The following is a 19,992-nucleotide window of genomic DNA, read 5'->3' on the forward strand; positions in this document are numbered from 1 at the left end:
ATACTAATGTTTTTGTTTTAAAATAATATATTAAAATCTTGATATGTAATAGCCTTCTTTTTTATATTTGGTTTCATCAAATTGAAATTTGTTCTCTGGCAATATCTGATTAGTTTTTATCTGATTGACAACAATAGTGGTGCGGACATCTTTTTTATCAATTTGAATAACATTGTAAATATGTTTGGTCATACTATCAATTCCGAGAAGAATTTGTTTAATATTGCTGTCGTTTTTAGTTGGTTTCAAGTCAATATACTGAATTTTTCGTCCCTTCACATTTTGCTCTATATCCCACTTATAAGTATAACCTTTTCGGTAAAAAGTAAGCATACTAGAAGGGGAATAGAGTTCTTCTTTTTTATTTGTTGCAGACTCAATAGTAATTTCTTCATTTTCAGGAGTTATCGTGTAAATATTTTTCCCATCAAATATTTGAGTTACTCCCAGATAGTTAATAACATATTTTTCTCCTTCCAAAGTTACATCACCACGTGTTTCTTGTTTGATATTTTCTTTGGGATTATCAAGCATATAGCGAAAATCAATTTGTATATTCTTATACGAAATTACTTTATTATATACTTCATCAAGCAGTTTTTTAGCTTTGATATTTGCATTTTGTGCCGAAGTAATTCCCACAACAAATATCGCTAATAATGTAAAAAATCGGTTCATTTTATTATTTTTGTATGTTTATCAGATAATATTTTTACCTTTGATTAGCAAAAATGATACCAAAAAAATATCACCTAACTATTTTTATAAATTATTTTCAAAAAATTGTTCTAATGCAATAACATCTGTAATAAGCACACGGCGAGCTTTACTCCCCTCGAAAGGCCCTACGATTCCTGCAGCTTCCAATTGGTCAATAAGTCGTCCTGCTCTATTGTATCCTAACTTTAGCTTACGTTGTAAGAGTGATGCAGAACCTTGTTGAGCATTAACAATAATTTCAGCAGCTTCTCTAAAAAGAACATCTCGATCCGAAGCATCAAACTCCAAAGGCTCACTACTTCCTTCTCCTACGTATTCAGGTAATAAATGTGCATCAGGATAAGCCTTTTGAGCTCCGATAAAATCTACTATTTTTTCTACTTCGGGAGTATCAACAAAAGCACATTGAATACGAACCATATCATTACCTTGAGTATAAAGCATATCTCCTTTTCCAATAAGCTGGTCTGCTCCTGAACCATCTAGAATGGTTTTTGAATCAATTTTAGAGGTTACACGAAATGCTACACGAGCAGGAAAATTAGCTTTAATAATACCTGTGATAACATTCACCGAAGGTCGTTGCGTAGCAATAATTAAGTGAATACCAATAGCTCGTGCCAACTGTGCTAATCGTGCAATAGGAAGTTCTACTTCTTTGCCCGCAGTCATAATAAGGTCTGCAAATTCATCAACAACCAAAACAATATAAGGCAAAAACTGATGTCCTTCATTCGGATTTAATTGCCGAGCCTTAAATTTTACATTGTACTCCTTAATATTACGAACCATTGCATTTTTCAGAAGTTCGTATCGATTATCCATTTCAATACAAAGTGAATTCAATGTATTGATAACCTTTGTATTATCTGTAATTATAGCTTCTTCACTATCGGGTAATTTTGCTAAATAATGTCGTTCTATTTTATTATACAAAGTAAGTTCTACTTTCTTTGGATCTACCAAAACGAATTTTACTTCAGCAGGATGTTTTTTATACAAAAGCGAAGTAAGCACTGCATTTAGTCCAACCGATTTCCCTTGTCCAGTAGCTCCTGCCATTAGTAAGTGGGGCATTTTGGTCAAATCAACTACATAAGTTTCATTGGTAATTGTTTTTCCAAAAGCCACAGGTAGCTCCATTTCAGCAGTTTGAAAACGTTGCGAACTAATAACTGAACGCATCGAAACCATCGAAGGTTTCTTGTTAGGTACTTCTATTCCGACTGTACCTTTCCCTGGTATTGGAGCTATAATACGAATACCCAATGCAGCAAGTGAAAGAGCGATATCATCTTCCAAACTTTTAATTCGTGCAATTTTGATACCAGGAGCAGGGACAATTTCATACAGAGTAACTGTCGGTCCTATAATTGCTGATATTTTAACAATTTCAATTTTATAATTCCGAAGCGTTTGTATAATTGTATTTTTGTTTTCGTTCAGTTCAGCATCATCACGAATAACTCCCGTATTACTGTATTCTTTAAGCAAATCGACTGGCGGAAATTGATAATTTTTTAGTTCTAAAGTAGGGTCGTATTCTCCAAAGTTTTCAACCAATTGTTGCGCTAACAATTTAGGGTCTATTTCTTCTTCTTTCTTTACCTTAACTTCAAAAGATTGTGATGTAATAACCTCTGTATCAACATCTCTTACTTCAATTTCTAACGGAGGTATATCTTTTTTATGTGTATAAACATCAACTTTGGATTGAGGTTTTTCTGTTAGAGAAATTTCTTTAAAAACAACTTCAGAAGCTGTATTTTTAGTATCTTCTCCCGATGTTTGATTTGATATTTCTTGTGAAGAAATGTCTTTATCTCGGTGTGTTACTTTTTGAAACAAATTTTTGGAAGCTCCAATGGTTTCTCGTGAAGAAGTCAAAACATTTCGAAGTTTTTCGGGAGTAATATTAAATTTTCCGATACAATAAATACTACCAATAGTCAGTAATATAAGCCCTGTACCCACAGAACCTATATAATCTTGCATAAATCGATTTATTTCATATCCGCTTATTCCGCTCAATATGGTTGCCTCAGAATTGAAAAAACCCAAACAAATCGAAATAAATAACATCCAAAGAATGCCCCAAAACCAGCGATTTAGTAATCGTATTTTAAGTTCTAACAATATTTTCAGTCCTGAAAGTGCCAATAAAACAACAGGGATAAATGTAGCTATACCAAATCCTTTGTAAATAAATAAATTCCCTAAGAATGCCCCTATTTTGCTTAAAATATTTTTGGCTTGTACATTGCGGTCAGAAAGATTTGTCAAAAGACTTTGGTCTACTTGCCAACTAAACATATAAGAAACGAAGGCAAAACTCAATAAAATAGAAAACATCAACAAGAAAAAACCTAACATTATTTTTCGTTGTTGCTTCTTGTCTGCATTACTGGGGGTTGCTTTCTTTTTTTTAGACATTTTTCTTTTTATTTTATAAAAATTTGATTTTTGACAAAAATCTGCGCAAAGATACATAAAACTATTAAATAAATAGTACAATGTAAGCGAATATTCTACATATTGAATTTCTTATAAGGATTTATGAAAAAAAAAACAAAATCAAATTTGAAAAACAAATTCAATTTTGTGTATTACAAAGTTATTTTTTTATTATTTATCAACGCTCATCTCCATTTGATTCAGTTGGAAAATTTGTTGTACAAAAACTAAACTTTCTTCAACCGATGCACTTTCTTTGAGATAATTCATAAACTGCGTTGTTATTTTTTGAATAATTCGATTACTGAGTATTTCGGCTTGTTCTTCATTAAAATCAATAATTTTTTTACGTTGAAAATCAATTTCAGCGTTTTTCATTATTTCAAGTTTTGTTTTAAGCGCTTTGATGGTTGGAACAAATTTTCGACTTTCTACCCATTCAAAAAACTCTTTTTTCACCTCTTTTATAATTTGCTGTGCTTGTGGAATATATAATTTTCGCTGTTCCAGTGTATCATCAGTTATTTGTGAGAGATAATCCATATGTATAAGTGTAATTCCCTGATGTTCAATTACGTTATCATTTACATTTTTAGGAATTGAAAGATCTAAAATAACCATTTGTTTTCCTTGCGGAATTATTTGTTTGTCTATTGTGGGATTTTCTGCTCCAGTAGCTACTATCAGAATATCACTTTGTTTTATTTCATCTGACAAATCCTGATAATTTTTAACAATAAGATTAAACTTTCCTGCTATTTCATCTGCTTTATCTTTGGTTCTGTTAATAAGTGTAATATGCTTATTATCAATATGTTTCACTAAATTTTCGCACGTATTACGCCCTATTTTCCCTACCCCAAACAGCAAAATATTTTTCTGAGAAATATTTTTTACATTTTTTAGCAAGTATTGTACTGCAGCAAATGAGACAGAAGTAGCTCCTGACGAAAGTTCTGTTTCTGTTTTCACTCGCTTACTTGCCTGAATTACAGCATTCTGTAATCGTTCCATAAAGGCATTGATAAGATTGTATTTTTTAGAGAGTGCAAAACTCTTTTTGAATTGACTAATAATTTCAAAATCGCCCAGTATTTGACTATCTAAGCCTGTTCCTACATTGAAAATATGGTCAAAAGCGTCTTTATTTTTATACACATAACCTACTTTTTGAAAATCATCAATACTAGCTTTGGAATGCATACATAGCTTCTGAATAAGCTGAAAAGGATGTTGCGCAAAGCCATACAATTCCGTACGATTACAAGTCGAAATGACCATAAGAGCGTCCATCCCTTCACATTGAGCATCTGCCAGCAAAGCTTCTTGATGTTGGCTATCCAAACTAAAAGCCCCACGTATATTAGCATCTGCTTTCTTATAACTGATTCCTATTACATAGAAGTGGCTGTATTTTGAAATGTTATATTGCTGCATAAGTATTTTAAGTATCGTTTTGCAAAAATAAGACGTTATTATCAAAAAAAATAACGCTCAAAGTTCTTTTTTTATCCCTAAAAGTTCTATCTTTGCATCGTAAAAAATTAAATACTGAAAATCAATAATTTACAAGTTTTTAAATTTTCTACACTTGTGAAATATGGAATAAATCTAAATAAATACATCATAAAAATGAAAACTAAAATTTTAAAAAATATCGCAGAAAGTACCCGCACACTCCATCAAGTAGATAACGAAATCTTCGTTCTCTTCAATTTAAACAATGATACTGATTATAAAGAAGTTACGCATACTATTCAGCAAAATTTTATTCAATTTCATTTCTGTATAAAAGGACAAGGACAATTTTTATTCAACCAAGGAACGTATGGACTTATGATGCCTGCGTTACAAATGCTACTTTTGTACAATCCACAGCGAGAACTTCCTGTACATCTGAAATTAAATCCTAAATCAATTGTAATATCTATTTTTATTTCGATACAAAAATTCCATTCTTTGTTTTCGACAGAATCTGACTTAATAGATTTCTTACAAGTCGAAAATAAAGACAAAAAATACTACTCAGAAGGCAATATTTCTTCGCAAATGGCAACTATTTTACATCAAATGTATCAGTCGAACGTACATTCGAGCGTATATTCGCTTTATCTAAAAGGCAAAATTTACGAATTATTAAGCATATACTTCAACAAAAACACAGATGTTGAGCAATGTCCTTTCCTTTCAGATGAAGATAATATGGTTAAAATACGCAAAGCCAAAGAAATCATCATTCAACAGATGCTCACTCCCCCATCTTTGCAAGAACTTGCCAATGAAGTAGGCATAACTCTCAAAAAACTCAAATCGGGTTTCAAACAAGTGTATGGTGAGTCGGTATATAACTTCTTGTTCGATTACAAAATGGAAATGGCTCGCAAGTTATTGGAAGGTGGGCAGTATAACATCAATGAGCTTAGTTTGAAGCTCGGATACAGCACACCGAGTCATTTTATTTCTGCATTCAAGAAGAAATTTGGCACAACTCCCAAAAGGTATCTTTTGGTGAAAGAATAATCTTTCTTCAAAAACGAATTTTTAACAAAGAAATTAGAAAATGTATTTGGTAGAATTGAATATTATTTTCTATTTTTGCACTTTATTTTTCAGTTATGAAATTCAAACACGCAATACTTATCATATTTTTGGTACTTCTGGCTGACCAAGCCTCTAAGATTTATATAAAAACGCACTTTGCAGAGTACGACGATATTGAGGTTTTCAGTTGGTTCAAGATTTTTTTCATTGAGAATGAAGGAGCCGCTTGGGGAGTGAAAATTCCGGGAGAATATGGCAAATTGATACTAACATTGTTCAGAATTATAGCTGTTTTCGGTATCGGTTATTGGCTTTGGGACGCCGTTAAGAAACAAAGTTCGCGTATTTTAATCGTTTCTATCGCTCTTATTTTCGCTGGAGCATTAGGCAATATTATTGATTCGGTTTTCTACGGAGTTATTTTCGACCATAGCACAGGTAAGGTCGCTACGCTTTTCAGTCAAGAGCCTTATGGAACGCTTTTTCACGGCAAGGTGGTCGATATGCTGTATTTTCCGTTGATTGATACCAAGCTTCCGGAGTGGTTACCCATTTGGGGAGGCAAACGATTTACTTTTTTCGACCCTGTTTTCAATATAGCCGATAGTGCCATCAGTATAGCTGTTGGTTTGCTTATTGTTTTCAACAAAAGAGCCTTTGGTACGAAGTAATACCTCTATTTTTTTGAAAATAAAGCCTCAGTCCTTATTATGGTTGAGGTAGATAAACTACTTTTTTGGTCTGGAAGAAATCTTGCTCAAAGTAATCAGAAAGATTGTATAACTGAGCACTTGCAAAAGGTGAAAGTTCTTCTGTAAGGTCGCCTCCTTTGAGATATAATATTCCATTTTTTCGATTATGAAGCGATTGAGGTTTGAATTTCCCTTGTACCCAGCGAACAAACTCGGGCATTTGCGTAACTGCTCGGCTTACAACGAAATCGAACTGTTCCGTAACAGATTCTGCCCGACGATGCTCAGCTCGGACGTTCTTCAATGCTAATGATGCAGCAATTTCTTGAACTACTTTTATCTTTTTTCCAATAGAATCGACCAAGAGAAATTGCGTTTCCGGAAAAAAAATAGCTAATGGAATGCCGGGAAAGCCTCCGCCCGTCCCGATATCCATCACGTGTGTATGAGGCAGAAAGGTTTGCACTTTGACAATTCCCAAGGCGTGTAACAAGTGTCTTACGACAATCTCTTGTATGTCTTTGCGCGAAATTACATTGATTTTGGCATTCCATTGTTTGTACAATTCCACCGATTTATCAAATTGTGCCACTTGCTTGGCGGTTAATTCCGGAAAGTATTTTAAAAGTTCTTCCATAGTTTGCATATTAGGCTACAAAAATAAAACAAATCCTTCATATTTGTTATATTTTCCAAAAATTTCTTTATTATTTTATCAAATAAAACAATATATGTTCTATATTTGTCTTTTCTAAACTTTATTATAATGAATACACTTTTATCGGATAGAGTAAATCGCATTACACTTTCGGCAACGCTTGCTATGGCAGCCAAAACACGCGAATTAAAAGCGCAAGGCAAAGATATTATTAACCTAAGCTTAGGAGAACCTGATTTTGACGTCCCCGATTTCATCAAAAAAGCTGCTATCAAAGCCATTGAAGAGAATTATAGTAAATACTCTCCTATTGATGGTTTTGCTGACCTTAAAGATGCTATTTGCCAAAAGTTCGAGCGCGATAATCACCTCACATATACTCCTTCTCAGATTGTAGTTTCGACAGGTGCTAAGCAGTCATTGGCAAATGCCGCTTTGGTACTGCTCAATAAGGGTGATGAGGTCATTTTGCCAGCACCTTATTGGGTTAGCTATTCAGATATTACTAAAATTGCCAATGGCATTCCCATTGAGGTAAAAACATCTATCAAGAACGACTTTAAGATAACTCCCGAGCAATTGGAAGCAGCAATTACACCACAGACAAAACTTTTGTTTCTTTGCTCGCCTAACAATCCGAGTGGTTCAATTTATACCCGTTCCGAATTAGAAGCTTTGGCAACAATTCTTCGCAAATACCCAAATATTTTTATTATTTCTGACGAAATATACGAATATATCAATTTCATAGGCGAACATACCAGCATAGCCGAAATAGATGGAATGTACGAACGAACTATTACCATCAATGGCGTCTCCAAAGCCTTTGCCATGACTGGTTGGCGTATCGGATATATGGGAGCTGCCCAGTGGATTGCTCGTGCATGCAGCAAATTGCAAGGTCAAATAACCAGTGGAGCTAATACAATTGCCCAACGAGCGACTATGGCTGCCTTACAAGCGCCCAAAAGTGCTACACAATATATGATTGACCAGTTTCGTAATCGTCGAGACTTAGTATTAGAGCTTCTTCGCCAAATAGATGGCTTTCAAGTAAATGAACCACAAGGAGCTTTCTATGTTTTTCCTGATATTTCTTCTTTTTTTGGGAAAATATTACGAGGTAAAAAGATAGATACTGCCAATGATTTCTCTATGTTTTTACTTGAAGAGGCTGGTGTAGCTACTGTTACGGGAGAAGCCTTTGGAGATAATCAATGTATCCGACTTTCATATGCTACAAGCGAACAAGAGCTTCGTGAAGCTATCAAACGAATAAAAAATGTACTCCAATAAATCTTTATTTCAGCATATACGTTGCCAAATATCCTTCATTTTATTATACATACCAATGAAAAGAGCAGTTATTCCTATTAAAACACTGCTCTTTTCTATTAGTAATAGAAAATTTAATTTCTTTTTGTAACAATTCCCAATGCTTCAAGGTCTTGTGCCTGAGAGAGTGCTACTTTGGCATATGCCACAAAGTCTATGTACTGCTTGTGAAGCTCATTGAAGTATTTGTCACGGATTTCTGTCGATTTTTGAGCTTGAGCGGTCTCTTTCTTTTGAGTTTCTTTCAGAAAGATAATTTCTGAGAGCTTATCTTGAACCATTTTTAAGTCTTCTTCTTTAATACTAATTGTTTGGAGTTTAGACATAAATATCGGGTTTTTAAGCAATTGTGAATAGAAGTTCCCTACTTGCACTAACCAATCACTATATGCCATTTTTCTTTTCCCAGAGAAGTCCAATGAAGAAGCTGCTAACTTATCACCTTTGAAAAGGATTTTACAGAAAGCTAAGTGTTTGCTATACAATTCGTTAATTTCTGCAAATTTTTGGTCAAATTTGCTTGTTGCAGCGTATTGTTTCGCATATTCAGTCTTTTGAACTTGATGTAACTCTTCCAAACGAACAACTTTTGCATAAAGTTCATCAAGAGCTTCAAGCGTATAACCTAGTGGTTTTACTTGCTCTTGTATGTTTGGTAATTTTCCATTAGAAAATGCTAAACGCATTTTTTGAATCCACTCCTCAACTGATATGTGTTGATTTTTTTTCTTTGGAGATTGATTCTTCTCATTCTGAATTTGATTTTCGCTCATATTATTATCTATTTATATGTTATAAATTATTTTTTACTTATTTTTTATTATAATTCCTATATAAAAAACTTATAAACTACTATTTTTTTCATTTTTATTTTCTCATAAATTGATTTTTACCAGTCAGAATTCATTTCTACATAGTAAATATTTATTTATAATTGGTCAATATTTATTTCTAATCAGTCAGAATTCATTTCTTTATGGTAATCATTCATTTATATATGGTAAAAATTTATTTCTATACAATATGAATCAATATCTTTTTATTTAAAAAAAAAATAGTATTGGTAAAAATAAATAACTTAGTTATATTTTTCAAAATAAATACAGCAAATTATGTGCCACAAATAGTTAAAATAAAATTATTTTAAAGAAAATTAAAATATGTTTTTTATTTTTCAAAAAATAAGTAAGAAAATAATAATTATATCGTGTATTTATTCATTTTAAATTTATCATTTTCAATTCTCCAATGAGAAAAATAATAAACTATTTGCACTTCCTTTTAATAATATGCTCCATATAGCATAAATTTAGTATCAAAATAATTATATAAAAGGTAATAATTCATTTCTTTACTATACATATTCGTAACCAAATAGCTTTTAAAAGTATAAACCCATGTAAGAGTTTGTTCATTAGTAACTAAATTATACTTTATAAAACGTTTTAGTTCAGAAATGTATATTTTTTTCCATCTGTCATAGATTATGAATAAAAAAATGTTGTAGCTTTGAAACAAATTTCATTATCTAACAAAATTCTTAAAAATGAGTAAGTTATATTCCAAAAATGACCAACGTATTAAGCATCAACCTGCGGGACAACAAGAAGAAATGCGTTATGAGAAAATCCACAACGTAGTCTTTGACGATGCACAAGCAGCTTCACTGGCAGTAGCTCACGAAATTGCTGACCTTATTACTTTGAAACAATCGGAAGGGTTACCTTGCGTGTTAGGATTAGCCACAGGGTCTTCCCCTATCAAAGTATATAAAGAATTGGTGCGCCTACACAAAGAAGAAGGATTAAGTTTCAAAAATGTTATTACATTTAACTTAGACGAATACTATCCGATGTCAAAGCAAGACCCACAAAGTTACTGGCACTTTATGCACAAACATCTGTTCGACCATATTGACATCAATCCTGCCAATATTCATATTCCCAACGGGGAAATTCCTAAAGAACAAGTTCGTGAATATTGCAATCAATACGAAGATAAAATACAAAAAGCAGGCGGTATTGACTTTCAACTCTTAGGGATAGGAAGAACCGGACACATTGGGTTCAATGAACCAGGCTCTAATATCAATTCTGCTACACGTATGGTAACTCTTAACAAAGTTACAAAAACTGATGCCGCAGAAACCTTCGGCGGATACAAAAATGTACCACAGAAAGCCATCACTATGGGAGTAGGAACGGTATTATCTGCTCGACGTATCGTATTATTAGCTTGGGGAATTAACAAAGCGGAAATTATCGAAAAAACTATCGAAGGAGATATCTCAACACATATCCCAGCTACTTTCTTACAAGAACACAACAATACTACATTTGTCATCGACCAAACTGCCGCAAGTAACCTTACTCGATTCAAAACTCCTTGGCTTGTAAGTGATTATGATTTTAAGAAAAACTATGACGAAATTACTCGTGCCGTAGTTTGGCTTTGCGACCGATTAAAAAAACCAATTTTAGGACTTCGTGAAGAAGATTACTTAGAAAATGGATTAGGCAATTTATTGGTTGAAAAATCAGCTTATGATATGAATATCAAGATTTTCAATCGTATTCAGCGTACTATTACAGGTTGGCCAGGAGGCAAACCCAACGCCGATGACCAATATCGACCTGAAAGAGAACTTCCTCATAAAAAACGTGTTATTATATTTAGTCCACACCCCGACGATGATGTTATTTCGATGGGAGGTACGTTCGATAGATTGGTAGAACAAGGACACGAAGTACATATTGCATATCAAACCTCAGGAAGTACCGCCGTGGCAGATACTGAAGCCCTTCGTTTTGTAGAAGTTGCACACGATATGCTTTTGGGAAAAACTGATGTTTCTCACTTGGAAGAAGTCATCAAAATACTTCGTAACAAAAAAGCTGGCGATAAAGAAACTCTTGATGTTTGGAAACTCAAAGGAAATATTCGTCGCCACGAATGTTATGGCGCTACTCGTTATTATAACGTTCCTGATGAGAATTTACACTTTTTGAATCTTCCTTTCTACGAAACACAAGCCGTTGAAAAACAACCTATTGGCGAGGCAGATATTAAAATTATTGAAGAGCTTATCCGTAGAGTGAAACCACATCAAATATATGCTGCAGGCGACTTAGCAGATCCACACGGCACACACAAAGTGGCATTAGACGGAATTTTTGCCGCTTTGGAACGCCTCAAACACGAAGAATATATGAAAGATTGTTGGGTATGGCTCTATCGAGGAGCTTGGCACGAATGGGATATTCACGAAATGGAGATGGTCGTACCAATGACCCGAGACCAAGTACTTCGCAAACGTCAAGCGATTTTTTTCCATCAATCACAAAAAGATGGAGCTATGTATATGGGAAGTGATATGCGCGAATTCTGGCAACGTGCAGAAGAACGTAATGCTGACACAGCTAAACGTTTCCGCGAATTAGGTTTTGCTCAATACGAAGCAATGGAAGCTTTCCGAAGATATTTTTTCTAGTAATTTAAATTTTTTAGTGCCTTAATACTCTCTGTTAAAAATTTGACAGGGAGTATTTTTTCATATAAAAAATTTCATAAATTCATAGAAACTCTTTACATTTGTAATTTCATTTAAAAAATCTAACAAAAAAACAATAATGATATATAAAAGAAGTAGCGAACTTTTCTCGCAAGCACAAAAAGTACTACCTGGTGGAGTTAATTCACCTGTACGAGCTTTTAATTCGGTAGGAGGAACTCCTATTTTTGTAAAAAAAGCACAAGGAGCTTACCTATATGATGAAGACGGAAACCAATTTATTGATTACATTGCTTCGTGGGGTCCATTATTATTCGGACATACTTACCAACCTGTAATTGACGCTGTTATAGAGCGAGCTAAAAGAGGAACATCTTTTGGTATGCCTACCGAAATTGAAACTCAAATAGCCGAATTGGCAGTCAAAATGGTACCCAATATTGATAAAATTCGTTTTGTCAATAGCGGAACTGAAGCCTGTATGAGTGCCATTCGATTAGCTCGCGGTTATACCAATCGAGAGAAAATTATTAAGTTTTCAGGTTGTTATCACGGGCATTCTGATTCTTTTTTAATAGAAGCTGGTAGCGGAGCTGTTACCTTTGGTACGCCTAATAGTCCAGGAGTTACGCAAGGTACTGCCAAAGATACTCTACTTGCTCAATACAATGATATTCAATCTGTTGAAAAATTATTTGATGCGAATAAAAACCAAATAGCTGCCATTATTATAGAGCCTGTTGCTGGTAATATGGGATGTGTTCTTCCCAGAAAAAATTTTCTTAAAGCATTAAGACAAATTTGCACTGAAAATCAATCATTACTTATTTTTGATGAAGTAATGACTGGTTTTCGCTTAGCCAAAGGAGGAGCTCAAGAAGTATTTGATATTCAAGCAGATATAGTTACTTTCGGGAAAGTAATCGGTGGTGGCTTGCCTGTAGGTGCTTTTGCCAGTCGTAATGAAATAATGAATCACTTAGCCCCTGAGGGTCGGGTGTATCAGGCTGGAACACTCAGCGGAAATCCCTTGGCAATGAGTGCAGGGCTAGCAATGCTTACCGAAATAGAAAATAATTCGCAAGTATTTGATAGCTTAGCCAAAAAGACAGAATATTTACACAAAGGTTTTGAAGAAATATTGACTAAAAACAATATTCCGTTTCGGATAAATCGTTTCGGGTCAATGATGTCTTTATTTTTCACAGAAGAAGACGTTGTTGATTTTGCATCATCGTGTAAATCTAATCAAGAAAAATTTAGAAAATACTTTCACGGAATGCTTGCAGAAGGTATTTATTTGCCTCCAAGCGGATTTGAAAGTTATTTCTTAAATGATGCCCTCTCTTATGAAGATTTAGATAAAACTATTCAAGCTTTAGAAAAAATCTCAAAAACATTATAACTAATTTATAAATATTTAAAAATATTTCCCTATGAAAAAATATTTTTCAACAATACTATTTCGTACAACCAATTTGGCAACCAAACAAATGATATATGAAGAGACTTTTATTTCTGTAAAAGCCGAAAATCAAGAAGATGCCGTACAAAAAGTTACAGATTATGCAAAATCTTGTGTAACAACTTACAAAAATGATAAAGGTGAAGAGTTACACGTATATTTTGTAAAAATAGGTGCAACCCAAGAGTTTCTTCAAGAAGATGAAACACAAGATGTTAATGAAATTTCTGTACGAAGTTTTGAAAATTTTGACGAATATTTTAAATTCGTCATTCCTGAATAAAATTCAATATGATGAAACGTTATTTTATAATTTTTATAGGATTTCTTACTATGAATTGCCAATCTGGCAAAGAAATCCATTTTACCGAGCAAGATATTAATCTTGTTCCCAAGCCCGAAGAAATAATTTTGGAAACTGATTATTTTGAATTTTCTCCTGAAACGAAATTTGTTGCTAATGATTCGCTACGCCCTGTAATTGAGCTTATTACAAACAAATTTCGCTCTGCCTCAGGTTGGGATTTTTCTAAAAATATTCAAAATTCAAACAAGCAATATCCTTCTAATTATATAAAATTGGTCGTAGATGAAAATCTTGCCAAAGAAAGCTATACTTTCCATTCAGATAAAGATAAAATAATCATTTATGCTCGTGATTATCAAGGTTTTGTATATGGAATACAAACACTACGGCAATTACTTCCTGCGGAAATAGAAAGCACTTCTGTTGTAAAAACAAACTGGGTTATTCCGTCTGTAAAAATCACAGACAAACCTCAGTATCAGTGGCGCGGTCTAATGCTCGATGTGGCTAGACATTTTTTTTCAAAAGAATACATTCTCAAAACAATAGACCGAATGGCTATGCTGAAAATCAATACATTTCATTTTCATCTGTTGGACAATGAAGGTTGGCGTATTGAGATAAAAAAATATCCAAAATTGACCGAAATCGGTGCATGGCGCGTAAATCAAGAAAACAAACATTGGAATGCTCGAACCACCAATAATCCCAATGAAAAAGGTTCTTATGGCGGATTTTTCACACAAGAAGATATTAAAGAAATCGTAGCTTATGCTTCCAAATATGGTATCAATGTAGTTCCTGAAATAGAAATGCCTGCTCACGTAATGAGCGCTATCGCAGCATATCCAGAACTCTCGTGCCACAAACGCCCTATTGCTGTACCTTCGGGTGGCGTATGGCCTATTACCGATATTTATTGTGCGGGACAAGAAAAAACTTTTGCTTTTCTACAAGATGTTTTAGATGAAGTAACTAACTTATTTCCAAGTAAATACATCCATATTGGAGGAGATGAAGCCACGCATACCGAATGGGAAAAATGCCCCTTGTGCAAAGTTCGTATGAAAACTGAAAATTTGAAAAATGCACACGAGTTACAAAGCTACTTTATCAAACGGATAAATAAATATTTGCAATCAAAAAATCGGCAACTTATTGGTTGGGACGAAATTATTGATGGAGGCTTGCCCGATGATGCCATCATAATGGTTTGGCGAGGCAATGATATAGCTAAGAAAGCTATAAAACAAGGCTCACAAGTAATTCTGACAAGTCAAGGTTATATAGACCAATACCAAGGTTTGCCTGATAACGAACCTTTGGCTATCGGTGGCTATCTGCCCATAAGTCGTATTTATAATGAAGCTTTTGACGAAAAAAAATTGTCAACAGAAGAGCAAACCAAAATACTCGGTATGCAGGCTAACTTATGGGCTGAATATATTCCTGACGAAAAACATTCAGAATATATGCTTTTCCCAAGACTTTTAGCGCTATCGGAAGTATTTTGGACGGCTGAGAATCATCGTAATTGGACGGATTTTTCACAACGTGTTGAGAAATTTTTCCCACGACTAAGTCTAATGGACATCAATTATTCCAAATCAATGTATCAAACCACTGCCAAAGTTACTGATACTCAATATAATAAAGTAAAAATAGCTTTGAATAGTGAAGCTCCCAATGCAGATATTCGATACACCTTAAATGAAGACGATTTTTCAAAAGCTATCCCCTACACAGACACACTTTATATTAACAAGACAACAACAATTAAGGCTTGTGCTTTCGTCCAAGGAAAACCAACTCACACAGCATATCAAGATACGATTACCTTCCATAAAGCGATTGGAAAATCTGTAACTTTTGCTCCTACATATCATAAAAATTATCAAGGACAAGGCAATAAAACATTGACAAATATCGTTCGTGGTACAAAAGATTTTCACGACAAACAATGGCTTGGGTGGTTAGTTGATAGCCCTACGATTATCATTGATTTAGGTGATAATCAAGAAGTTAGTAAAATTGTAGTCGGAACAATGGAAAATCAAGGTTCGGGAATTTACTTCCCTACTGAAATTCGTTTTCTATCTTCACAAGATGGAAAAAAATATACTGAAATAGGAAAAATAATTCACCCGTATAAAAACAATGGTTTTGCTACTTTGAAAGATTTTTCTTTACAAATAAGTTCACAGAATACTCGTTATATTAAGCTGGAAATCAAAAATTTAGCTTACCCACCCAAAGGTGGTGATGCTTGGCTTTTTATTGATGAAGTACAAGTATTTTAATTTCTTGTCCTATTTAATTTTCAACAAATACCTATATTTTTAGACAAAATTTCATTTTTCCTTTTATAATCAAAAAAAGTCTGTATCTTTGGGCTTTCAAAAATTAAATTAGAATGAAAACGTTTTTATTTGGAATTTTTTTACTAGGATTCTCTACAATACAAGGGCAAAATTTTTTAATTGATGGCGAAGTTTTGCATCCGTATGAAGGCTATTTATACCTAATGTATGGATATAAAATAGACAGCGTGCGTGTTGTAAATCAGCGATTTACCTTTTCAGGAAGTATTCCTTATCCTATGAAAGCCAATATTGCTACCTTACGTAATAATCGACAAACGGGCTTTTTGATGTTAGAAAATAGCCGGCTTATTGTTGATATAGCTATTGAAAACAAGCGCAATGTCAATTTCAAAGCAGTCAGAGGTAGTCAATCTGTTACACAAATTAAAAATTTTATCATTTTAAAAAATAAAAATCGGAATGCAGCCAATTTGAGTGATATTCTTTATCAAAGATTGAATGATTTGATTCGTTCCAATCCAAAAAATCAATTTTACGGAATGCTTTTGGCAGAAACTTTTTCAGAACGAAAAATAAACTACAAGCAAGCACAACAATTATCTACATTACTTGATAAACAAGCCCAAGACCCCGAAGATATGTCAAAGATACAGATATTGCTTGAAACTTTGCAAAAAACACAAATTGGAGCAAAATTTCCCAACATAGAATTGCCTAATAACAAAGACCAACTACAAGCACTTGATGCTGTAAAAAAACGTTTTACATTAGTTTCTTTCTCTTCATCAGAATGCATTGCTTGCATTGAAATTGACCGAAAATATGCAACCATTTATGACCAATATAAAAACAACGGTTTTGCCATTTATGAAATATTTTTGGAACACGACAAAGATGCCTATTTAGGACATTTGTCAAGAGAAGGACTCAAATGGCATACAGTTCTTGCTCTTAAAAAATATAACAACCCGATTATAAAATCATTGGGAATTGTTGAAGTTCCTACCAATTTTTTATTAGATAATTCTGGGAAAATAATAGCTATTAACGTAGGTCCCAATTTGCTTTCTCGGAAACTGAGCGAATATCTTGATAAGAAAAAATAACAAAAAACATCATTTGATTTTAAAATCAAATGGTGTTTTTTGTTTATTAGAACGTAATTATCTTAGAATGTATAAGTTATACCAACATTTATTCCTAATGACGAATACGAAACTTTTTCAGTAATTTTTTTAGTAATATCTGTATTGCTTGCTGGCAACTCATCTACATATGTCGTTCTTGCTAAATAGGTTTGGTCTCGTAAAGCATCACGATATACGCCATCTGTAAATTCACTCAACTTTTTATAAGGCATTGTTATTGAGTATGCAGGTAACGAAGCATTTGCAGGATTGATAAAAATTGACTCTAAGGTTTGTTCAAAATGTTGTAACTGAGAATAATCGCGTTTTACGCTGATATTCATATATTCTACTTCTGCAAAAATAGCTACTTTTGGAGAAAAATTGTATTTATACCCCAAAGCAGCAATTGTACCAAAAGGCATTTTCCCTTTAAAATCTTCAGTGTATGAAGTTTCTATTTTGGCTCCTTTTTGAATATGTGTATAGCCGTTAGCTAGCAAATTTGCTATATTTGTTGCCAAAGACGACGGCAATTCCGCTCCCAACGAAGCCAATGCTGCCAAAGGAATATCTTGGTCTGTAACGGTTGTTGAATAGGCTATCGCTTCGGTCTTCCCTCCTACTTTGGTCAAAATTCCAAAACGACCATAAAAATTGTCTGTAAAATTATAAATAACGGAAAGCGCCAAACCATAAGCTCGCCCACGGGCTTTTACATCGCCATTAACAGTTGCTGTAAGTGGTGTATTTGCTAAATTTTTAGTGGCTACTTCCTTACGAACAGATTGATCTGCCCCATGCAAATATCCGCCACTAATATCAACACCCCACGTTTTGTTAAAAAAATATCCTAAACGAAGTTGTGTATTAAATCCTTCTCCATAGGTTCCAAAATTAACTTTTTGATTTCCTTTGATATTCTCCTCACCAATTTTTATAGAAGGAACTCCCCAAGCATATCCGCCCGATGCAGATACATAAAATTGCGCTTGTACCATCATTGTTGTTGCCAAAAAAGCAATTGCTACTAAAATTTTTTTCATCGAATTTGAAATATTATTTTTTTTTTTTTGCAAAGGAACAAAAAAAATTGTTTATAACAATAATAATCAATGTTAATATTTAATTTCAACAACAACTATTTTAATGACAACCATTGGAAAATAAGCTCTGGCGGACGTGCTATAATTGCTTTATTTTCTTTTATAACTATCGGTCTTTCAATAAGTTTTGGATAAGTTGCAAGTAATTTGATAAGTTCTTTGTCAGACATTTCTTTATCTGAAAATTCTTTCCAAATAGATTCATTTTTCCGAATTAAATCAATAGGAGCAATTCCCAAAAGTTGTAATAATTCTTCTATTTCAGCCTCTGTTGGCGGATTTTTTAAGTAATCAATCACTTGAATTTGCTCCGTTTCGTTACGCAACAATGCTAAACATTGCCGACTTTTACTGCACTGATTGTTATGATATATTTTTATCATCTGTATAAAATTTTAAAATATTATTGACAATGAAATTTGATAATTTGCTCAATAGTTCGTTGACAAACAGGACAGAAATGTTCTGTTGAAAGCGTCTTCATTAAACAATTTTGTACAGGACTATATATTCCCTTAAGTTGGTAATTTCCTCCCTCAAAAGCTCCAACAACCTTTTGGTATTTCGGAGTTCTTGGCGTAGGAATAGGCGTTTTTTTGCTAACTAAATCTTTCCATTTGGATGAAAAATTAATCAATGTTGTAACATTCTGTTGCCAAGGTTCTATATCAAAGTTTGGTGAAATTTCCATTCCTGCCGAATCTTCATAATATTCATCTGCCAACCCAGCAAAAGCATGTCCAAATTCGTGAACAAAAACTTTCTCAGAAGAAGGTCCTTGAGCAGCAACCAAACTCATCGCATTATAAAATCCACCCCCTCCATAATACTGAGTATTGACAAGAACATAAGCTTGGTCGCAAGGAACTAAAGCTGTAATATCTGCAAGAGTAAATAACGATGGAGTGGTCAAATATCTTGGCGAATCAAACGTATAAAAATGAGAATTAAGTATTGTATTTTTATAAATTCCTTCACCTGATACATCAGTTCCTGCTTCTTGAGAAAGCGATTGAATAGCATAGACATTAAATTTGTTTTTGTATTTGTCAAACGGAGGTTTAGAAAACATATAATCAACCAAACGTTTTGCATCTGCAACAAAACTAACCATTTGTTCATTGGTATATCCTTCGGCAACAATAGCCAAATCTATCGCTTTGTCGGGCAAATTATGCTTATATAACTCCGTAACTTGATAATTGACAGGTGTTTCTCGTATAATAGCATAGTGAGTAGGGTCAATGACTTCTGTAAAAATAGTTGTAAAAGCACCTTTACTATTTCTTTTTTGTAATTCAAATATCACAGATGATTTGGGGAATGGAATTCGAATTATATTTTCAAAAGCACGTATTTTTTCTTTGGCTTCGACAGTTGTTTGCCATTCATCAAAAATAGGCGAAAATCCTTTTGCAAACACTATACGGTTACTCTTAGCATCTTTTATTTTCGCTCGAAAAGTTCCATATTCGGGATAAATCAAATTTGTTTTAGAACCTCCAAAATAAGATTCTTTTTTTAACTTAACAATAGAAACCGAAGTCTGATTATGAGTGCCTATAAGCAAAAAATCAATTCGCAGGGCGCCTTCTTCAAAATAAGTATCAAACTCTTGAGCTGAAAGCATTATTGAAACATTCAATAAAAAGAATAAAAAAAAGTTTTGCATCAGTATTCTAAATATTTCTGCAAAAATAAATATTTTTCAATAAAAAAACAAAAGGACTGAGATATCTCAGTCCTCTTATC

At 33.5% G+C, this 19,992-nt stretch carries 16 protein-coding genes; 8 read left to right on the forward strand and 8 right to left on the reverse strand.

Going from position 1 to position 19,992, the window contains the following annotated elements; translation table 11 throughout:
- Window positions 1–30 precede the first annotated feature (30 nt).
- From lolA1 to hemA, 3 genes are all read right to left on the reverse strand, one after another.
- Entirely contained in the window at window positions 31–678 is a 648-nt protein-coding gene (gene lolA1 / locus OO775_RS00230; RefSeq protein ID WP_264844951.1) for an outer membrane lipoprotein periplasmic chaperone LolA1, read from the reverse strand.
- A gap of 84 nt (window positions 679–762) precedes the next feature.
- On the reverse strand, window positions 763–3,153 hold the full coding sequence (locus OO775_RS00235) for an FtsK/SpoIIIE family DNA translocase (protein ID WP_264844952.1): 2,391 nt from the start codon (window positions 3,151–3,153) through the stop codon (window positions 763–765).
- Between the two features lie 192 nt (window positions 3,154–3,345).
- On the reverse strand, window positions 3,346–4,611 hold the full coding sequence (gene hemA / locus OO775_RS00240; protein ID WP_264844954.1) for a glutamyl-tRNA reductase: 1,266 nt from the start codon (window positions 4,609–4,611) through the stop codon (window positions 3,346–3,348).
- Between the two features lie 195 nt (window positions 4,612–4,806).
- On the opposite strand from hemA, the gene OO775_RS00245 reads away from it, so the two are divergent.
- Together OO775_RS00245 and OO775_RS00250 are read left to right on the forward strand one after the other, a co-directional pair.
- Window positions 4,807–5,694: an AraC family transcriptional regulator gene (locus OO775_RS00245; RefSeq protein ID WP_264844955.1), complete on the forward strand. Its 888-nt coding sequence runs from the start codon at window positions 4,807–4,809 to the stop codon at window positions 5,692–5,694.
- 95 nt (window positions 5,695–5,789) lie between these two features.
- Entirely contained in the window at window positions 5,790–6,386 is a 597-nt protein-coding gene (locus OO775_RS00250; protein WP_264844957.1) for a lipoprotein signal peptidase, read from the forward strand.
- A 37-nt stretch (window positions 6,387–6,423) separates the two neighbouring features.
- Here the strand turns inward: OO775_RS00250 and rsmG are convergent, their stop codons facing one another.
- The gene (gene rsmG, locus OO775_RS00255) at window positions 6,424–7,044 is read right to left on the reverse strand and encodes a 16S rRNA (guanine(527)-N(7))-methyltransferase RsmG (RefSeq protein ID WP_264844958.1); all 621 of its coding nucleotides are present in this window, start codon (window positions 7,042–7,044) and stop codon (window positions 6,424–6,426) included.
- Between the two features lie 129 nt (window positions 7,045–7,173).
- On the opposite strand from rsmG, the gene OO775_RS00260 reads away from it, so the two are divergent.
- Window positions 7,174–8,361 (forward strand): pyridoxal phosphate-dependent aminotransferase, encoded by a 1,188-nt coding sequence (locus OO775_RS00260; RefSeq protein WP_264844959.1) that lies wholly within the window; start codon window positions 7,174–7,176, stop codon window positions 8,359–8,361.
- Window positions 8,362–8,474: 113 nt separating this feature from the next.
- Here OO775_RS00260 and OO775_RS00265 read toward each other — a convergent pair whose 3' ends face one another.
- The gene (locus OO775_RS00265) at window positions 8,475–9,173 is read right to left on the reverse strand and encodes a PQLLE family protein (RefSeq protein ID WP_264844961.1); all 699 of its coding nucleotides are present in this window, start codon (window positions 9,171–9,173) and stop codon (window positions 8,475–8,477) included.
- Between the two features lie 773 nt (window positions 9,174–9,946).
- Here OO775_RS00265 and nagB point away from each other — a divergent pair.
- The 5 genes from nagB (at window position 9,947) to OO775_RS00290 (ending at window position 17,113) form a co-directional block, all read left to right on the forward strand.
- Entirely contained in the window at window positions 9,947–11,890 is a 1,944-nt protein-coding gene (gene nagB, locus OO775_RS00270; protein WP_264844962.1) for a glucosamine-6-phosphate deaminase, read from the forward strand.
- Window positions 11,891–12,029: 139 nt separating this feature from the next.
- Window positions 12,030–13,316, forward strand: a complete 1,287-nt coding sequence (gene hemL, locus OO775_RS00275; RefSeq protein ID WP_264844964.1) for a glutamate-1-semialdehyde 2,1-aminomutase — start codon at window positions 12,030–12,032, stop codon at window positions 13,314–13,316.
- A gap of 31 nt (window positions 13,317–13,347) precedes the next feature.
- Window positions 13,348–13,659, forward strand: coding sequence for a DUF4288 domain-containing protein (locus OO775_RS00280; RefSeq protein ID WP_264844965.1), 312 nt, complete (start codon window positions 13,348–13,350; stop codon window positions 13,657–13,659).
- Window positions 13,660–13,670: 11 nt separating this feature from the next.
- The gene (locus OO775_RS00285; RefSeq protein WP_264844966.1) at window positions 13,671–15,983 is read left to right on the forward strand and encodes a beta-N-acetylhexosaminidase; all 2,313 of its coding nucleotides are present in this window, start codon (window positions 13,671–13,673) and stop codon (window positions 15,981–15,983) included.
- Window positions 15,984–16,096: 113 nt separating this feature from the next.
- Window positions 16,097–17,113 (forward strand): DUF4369 domain-containing protein, encoded by a 1,017-nt coding sequence (locus tag OO775_RS00290; RefSeq protein WP_264844968.1) that lies wholly within the window; start codon window positions 16,097–16,099, stop codon window positions 17,111–17,113.
- Window positions 17,114–17,175: 62 nt separating this feature from the next.
- Here OO775_RS00290 and OO775_RS00295 read toward each other — a convergent pair whose 3' ends face one another.
- From OO775_RS00295 to OO775_RS00305, 3 genes are all read right to left on the reverse strand, one after another.
- A complete protein-coding gene (locus OO775_RS00295) occupies window positions 17,176–18,180 on the reverse strand; it encodes an outer membrane beta-barrel protein (RefSeq protein ID WP_264844969.1) in 1,005 nt (334 codons plus the stop codon).
- 95 nt (window positions 18,181–18,275) lie between these two features.
- Complete coding sequence (gene arsC, locus OO775_RS00300) at window positions 18,276–18,623, reverse strand: arsenate reductase (glutaredoxin) (protein WP_264844970.1); 348 nt, start codon at window positions 18,621–18,623, stop codon at window positions 18,276–18,278.
- Window positions 18,624–18,643: 20 nt separating this feature from the next.
- Window positions 18,644–19,870 carry a M64 family metallopeptidase gene (locus OO775_RS00305; RefSeq protein WP_264844972.1) on the reverse strand — a complete coding sequence of 409 codons (1,227 nt, stop codon included), beginning with the start codon at window positions 19,868–19,870 and terminating at the stop codon, window positions 18,644–18,646.
- Between the last annotated feature and the right edge of the window lie 122 nt (window positions 19,871–19,992).

This window comes from Capnocytophaga catalasegens (assembly GCF_026005215.1).
Classification (GTDB): domain Bacteria; phylum Bacteroidota; class Bacteroidia; order Flavobacteriales; family Flavobacteriaceae; genus Capnocytophaga; species Capnocytophaga catalasegens.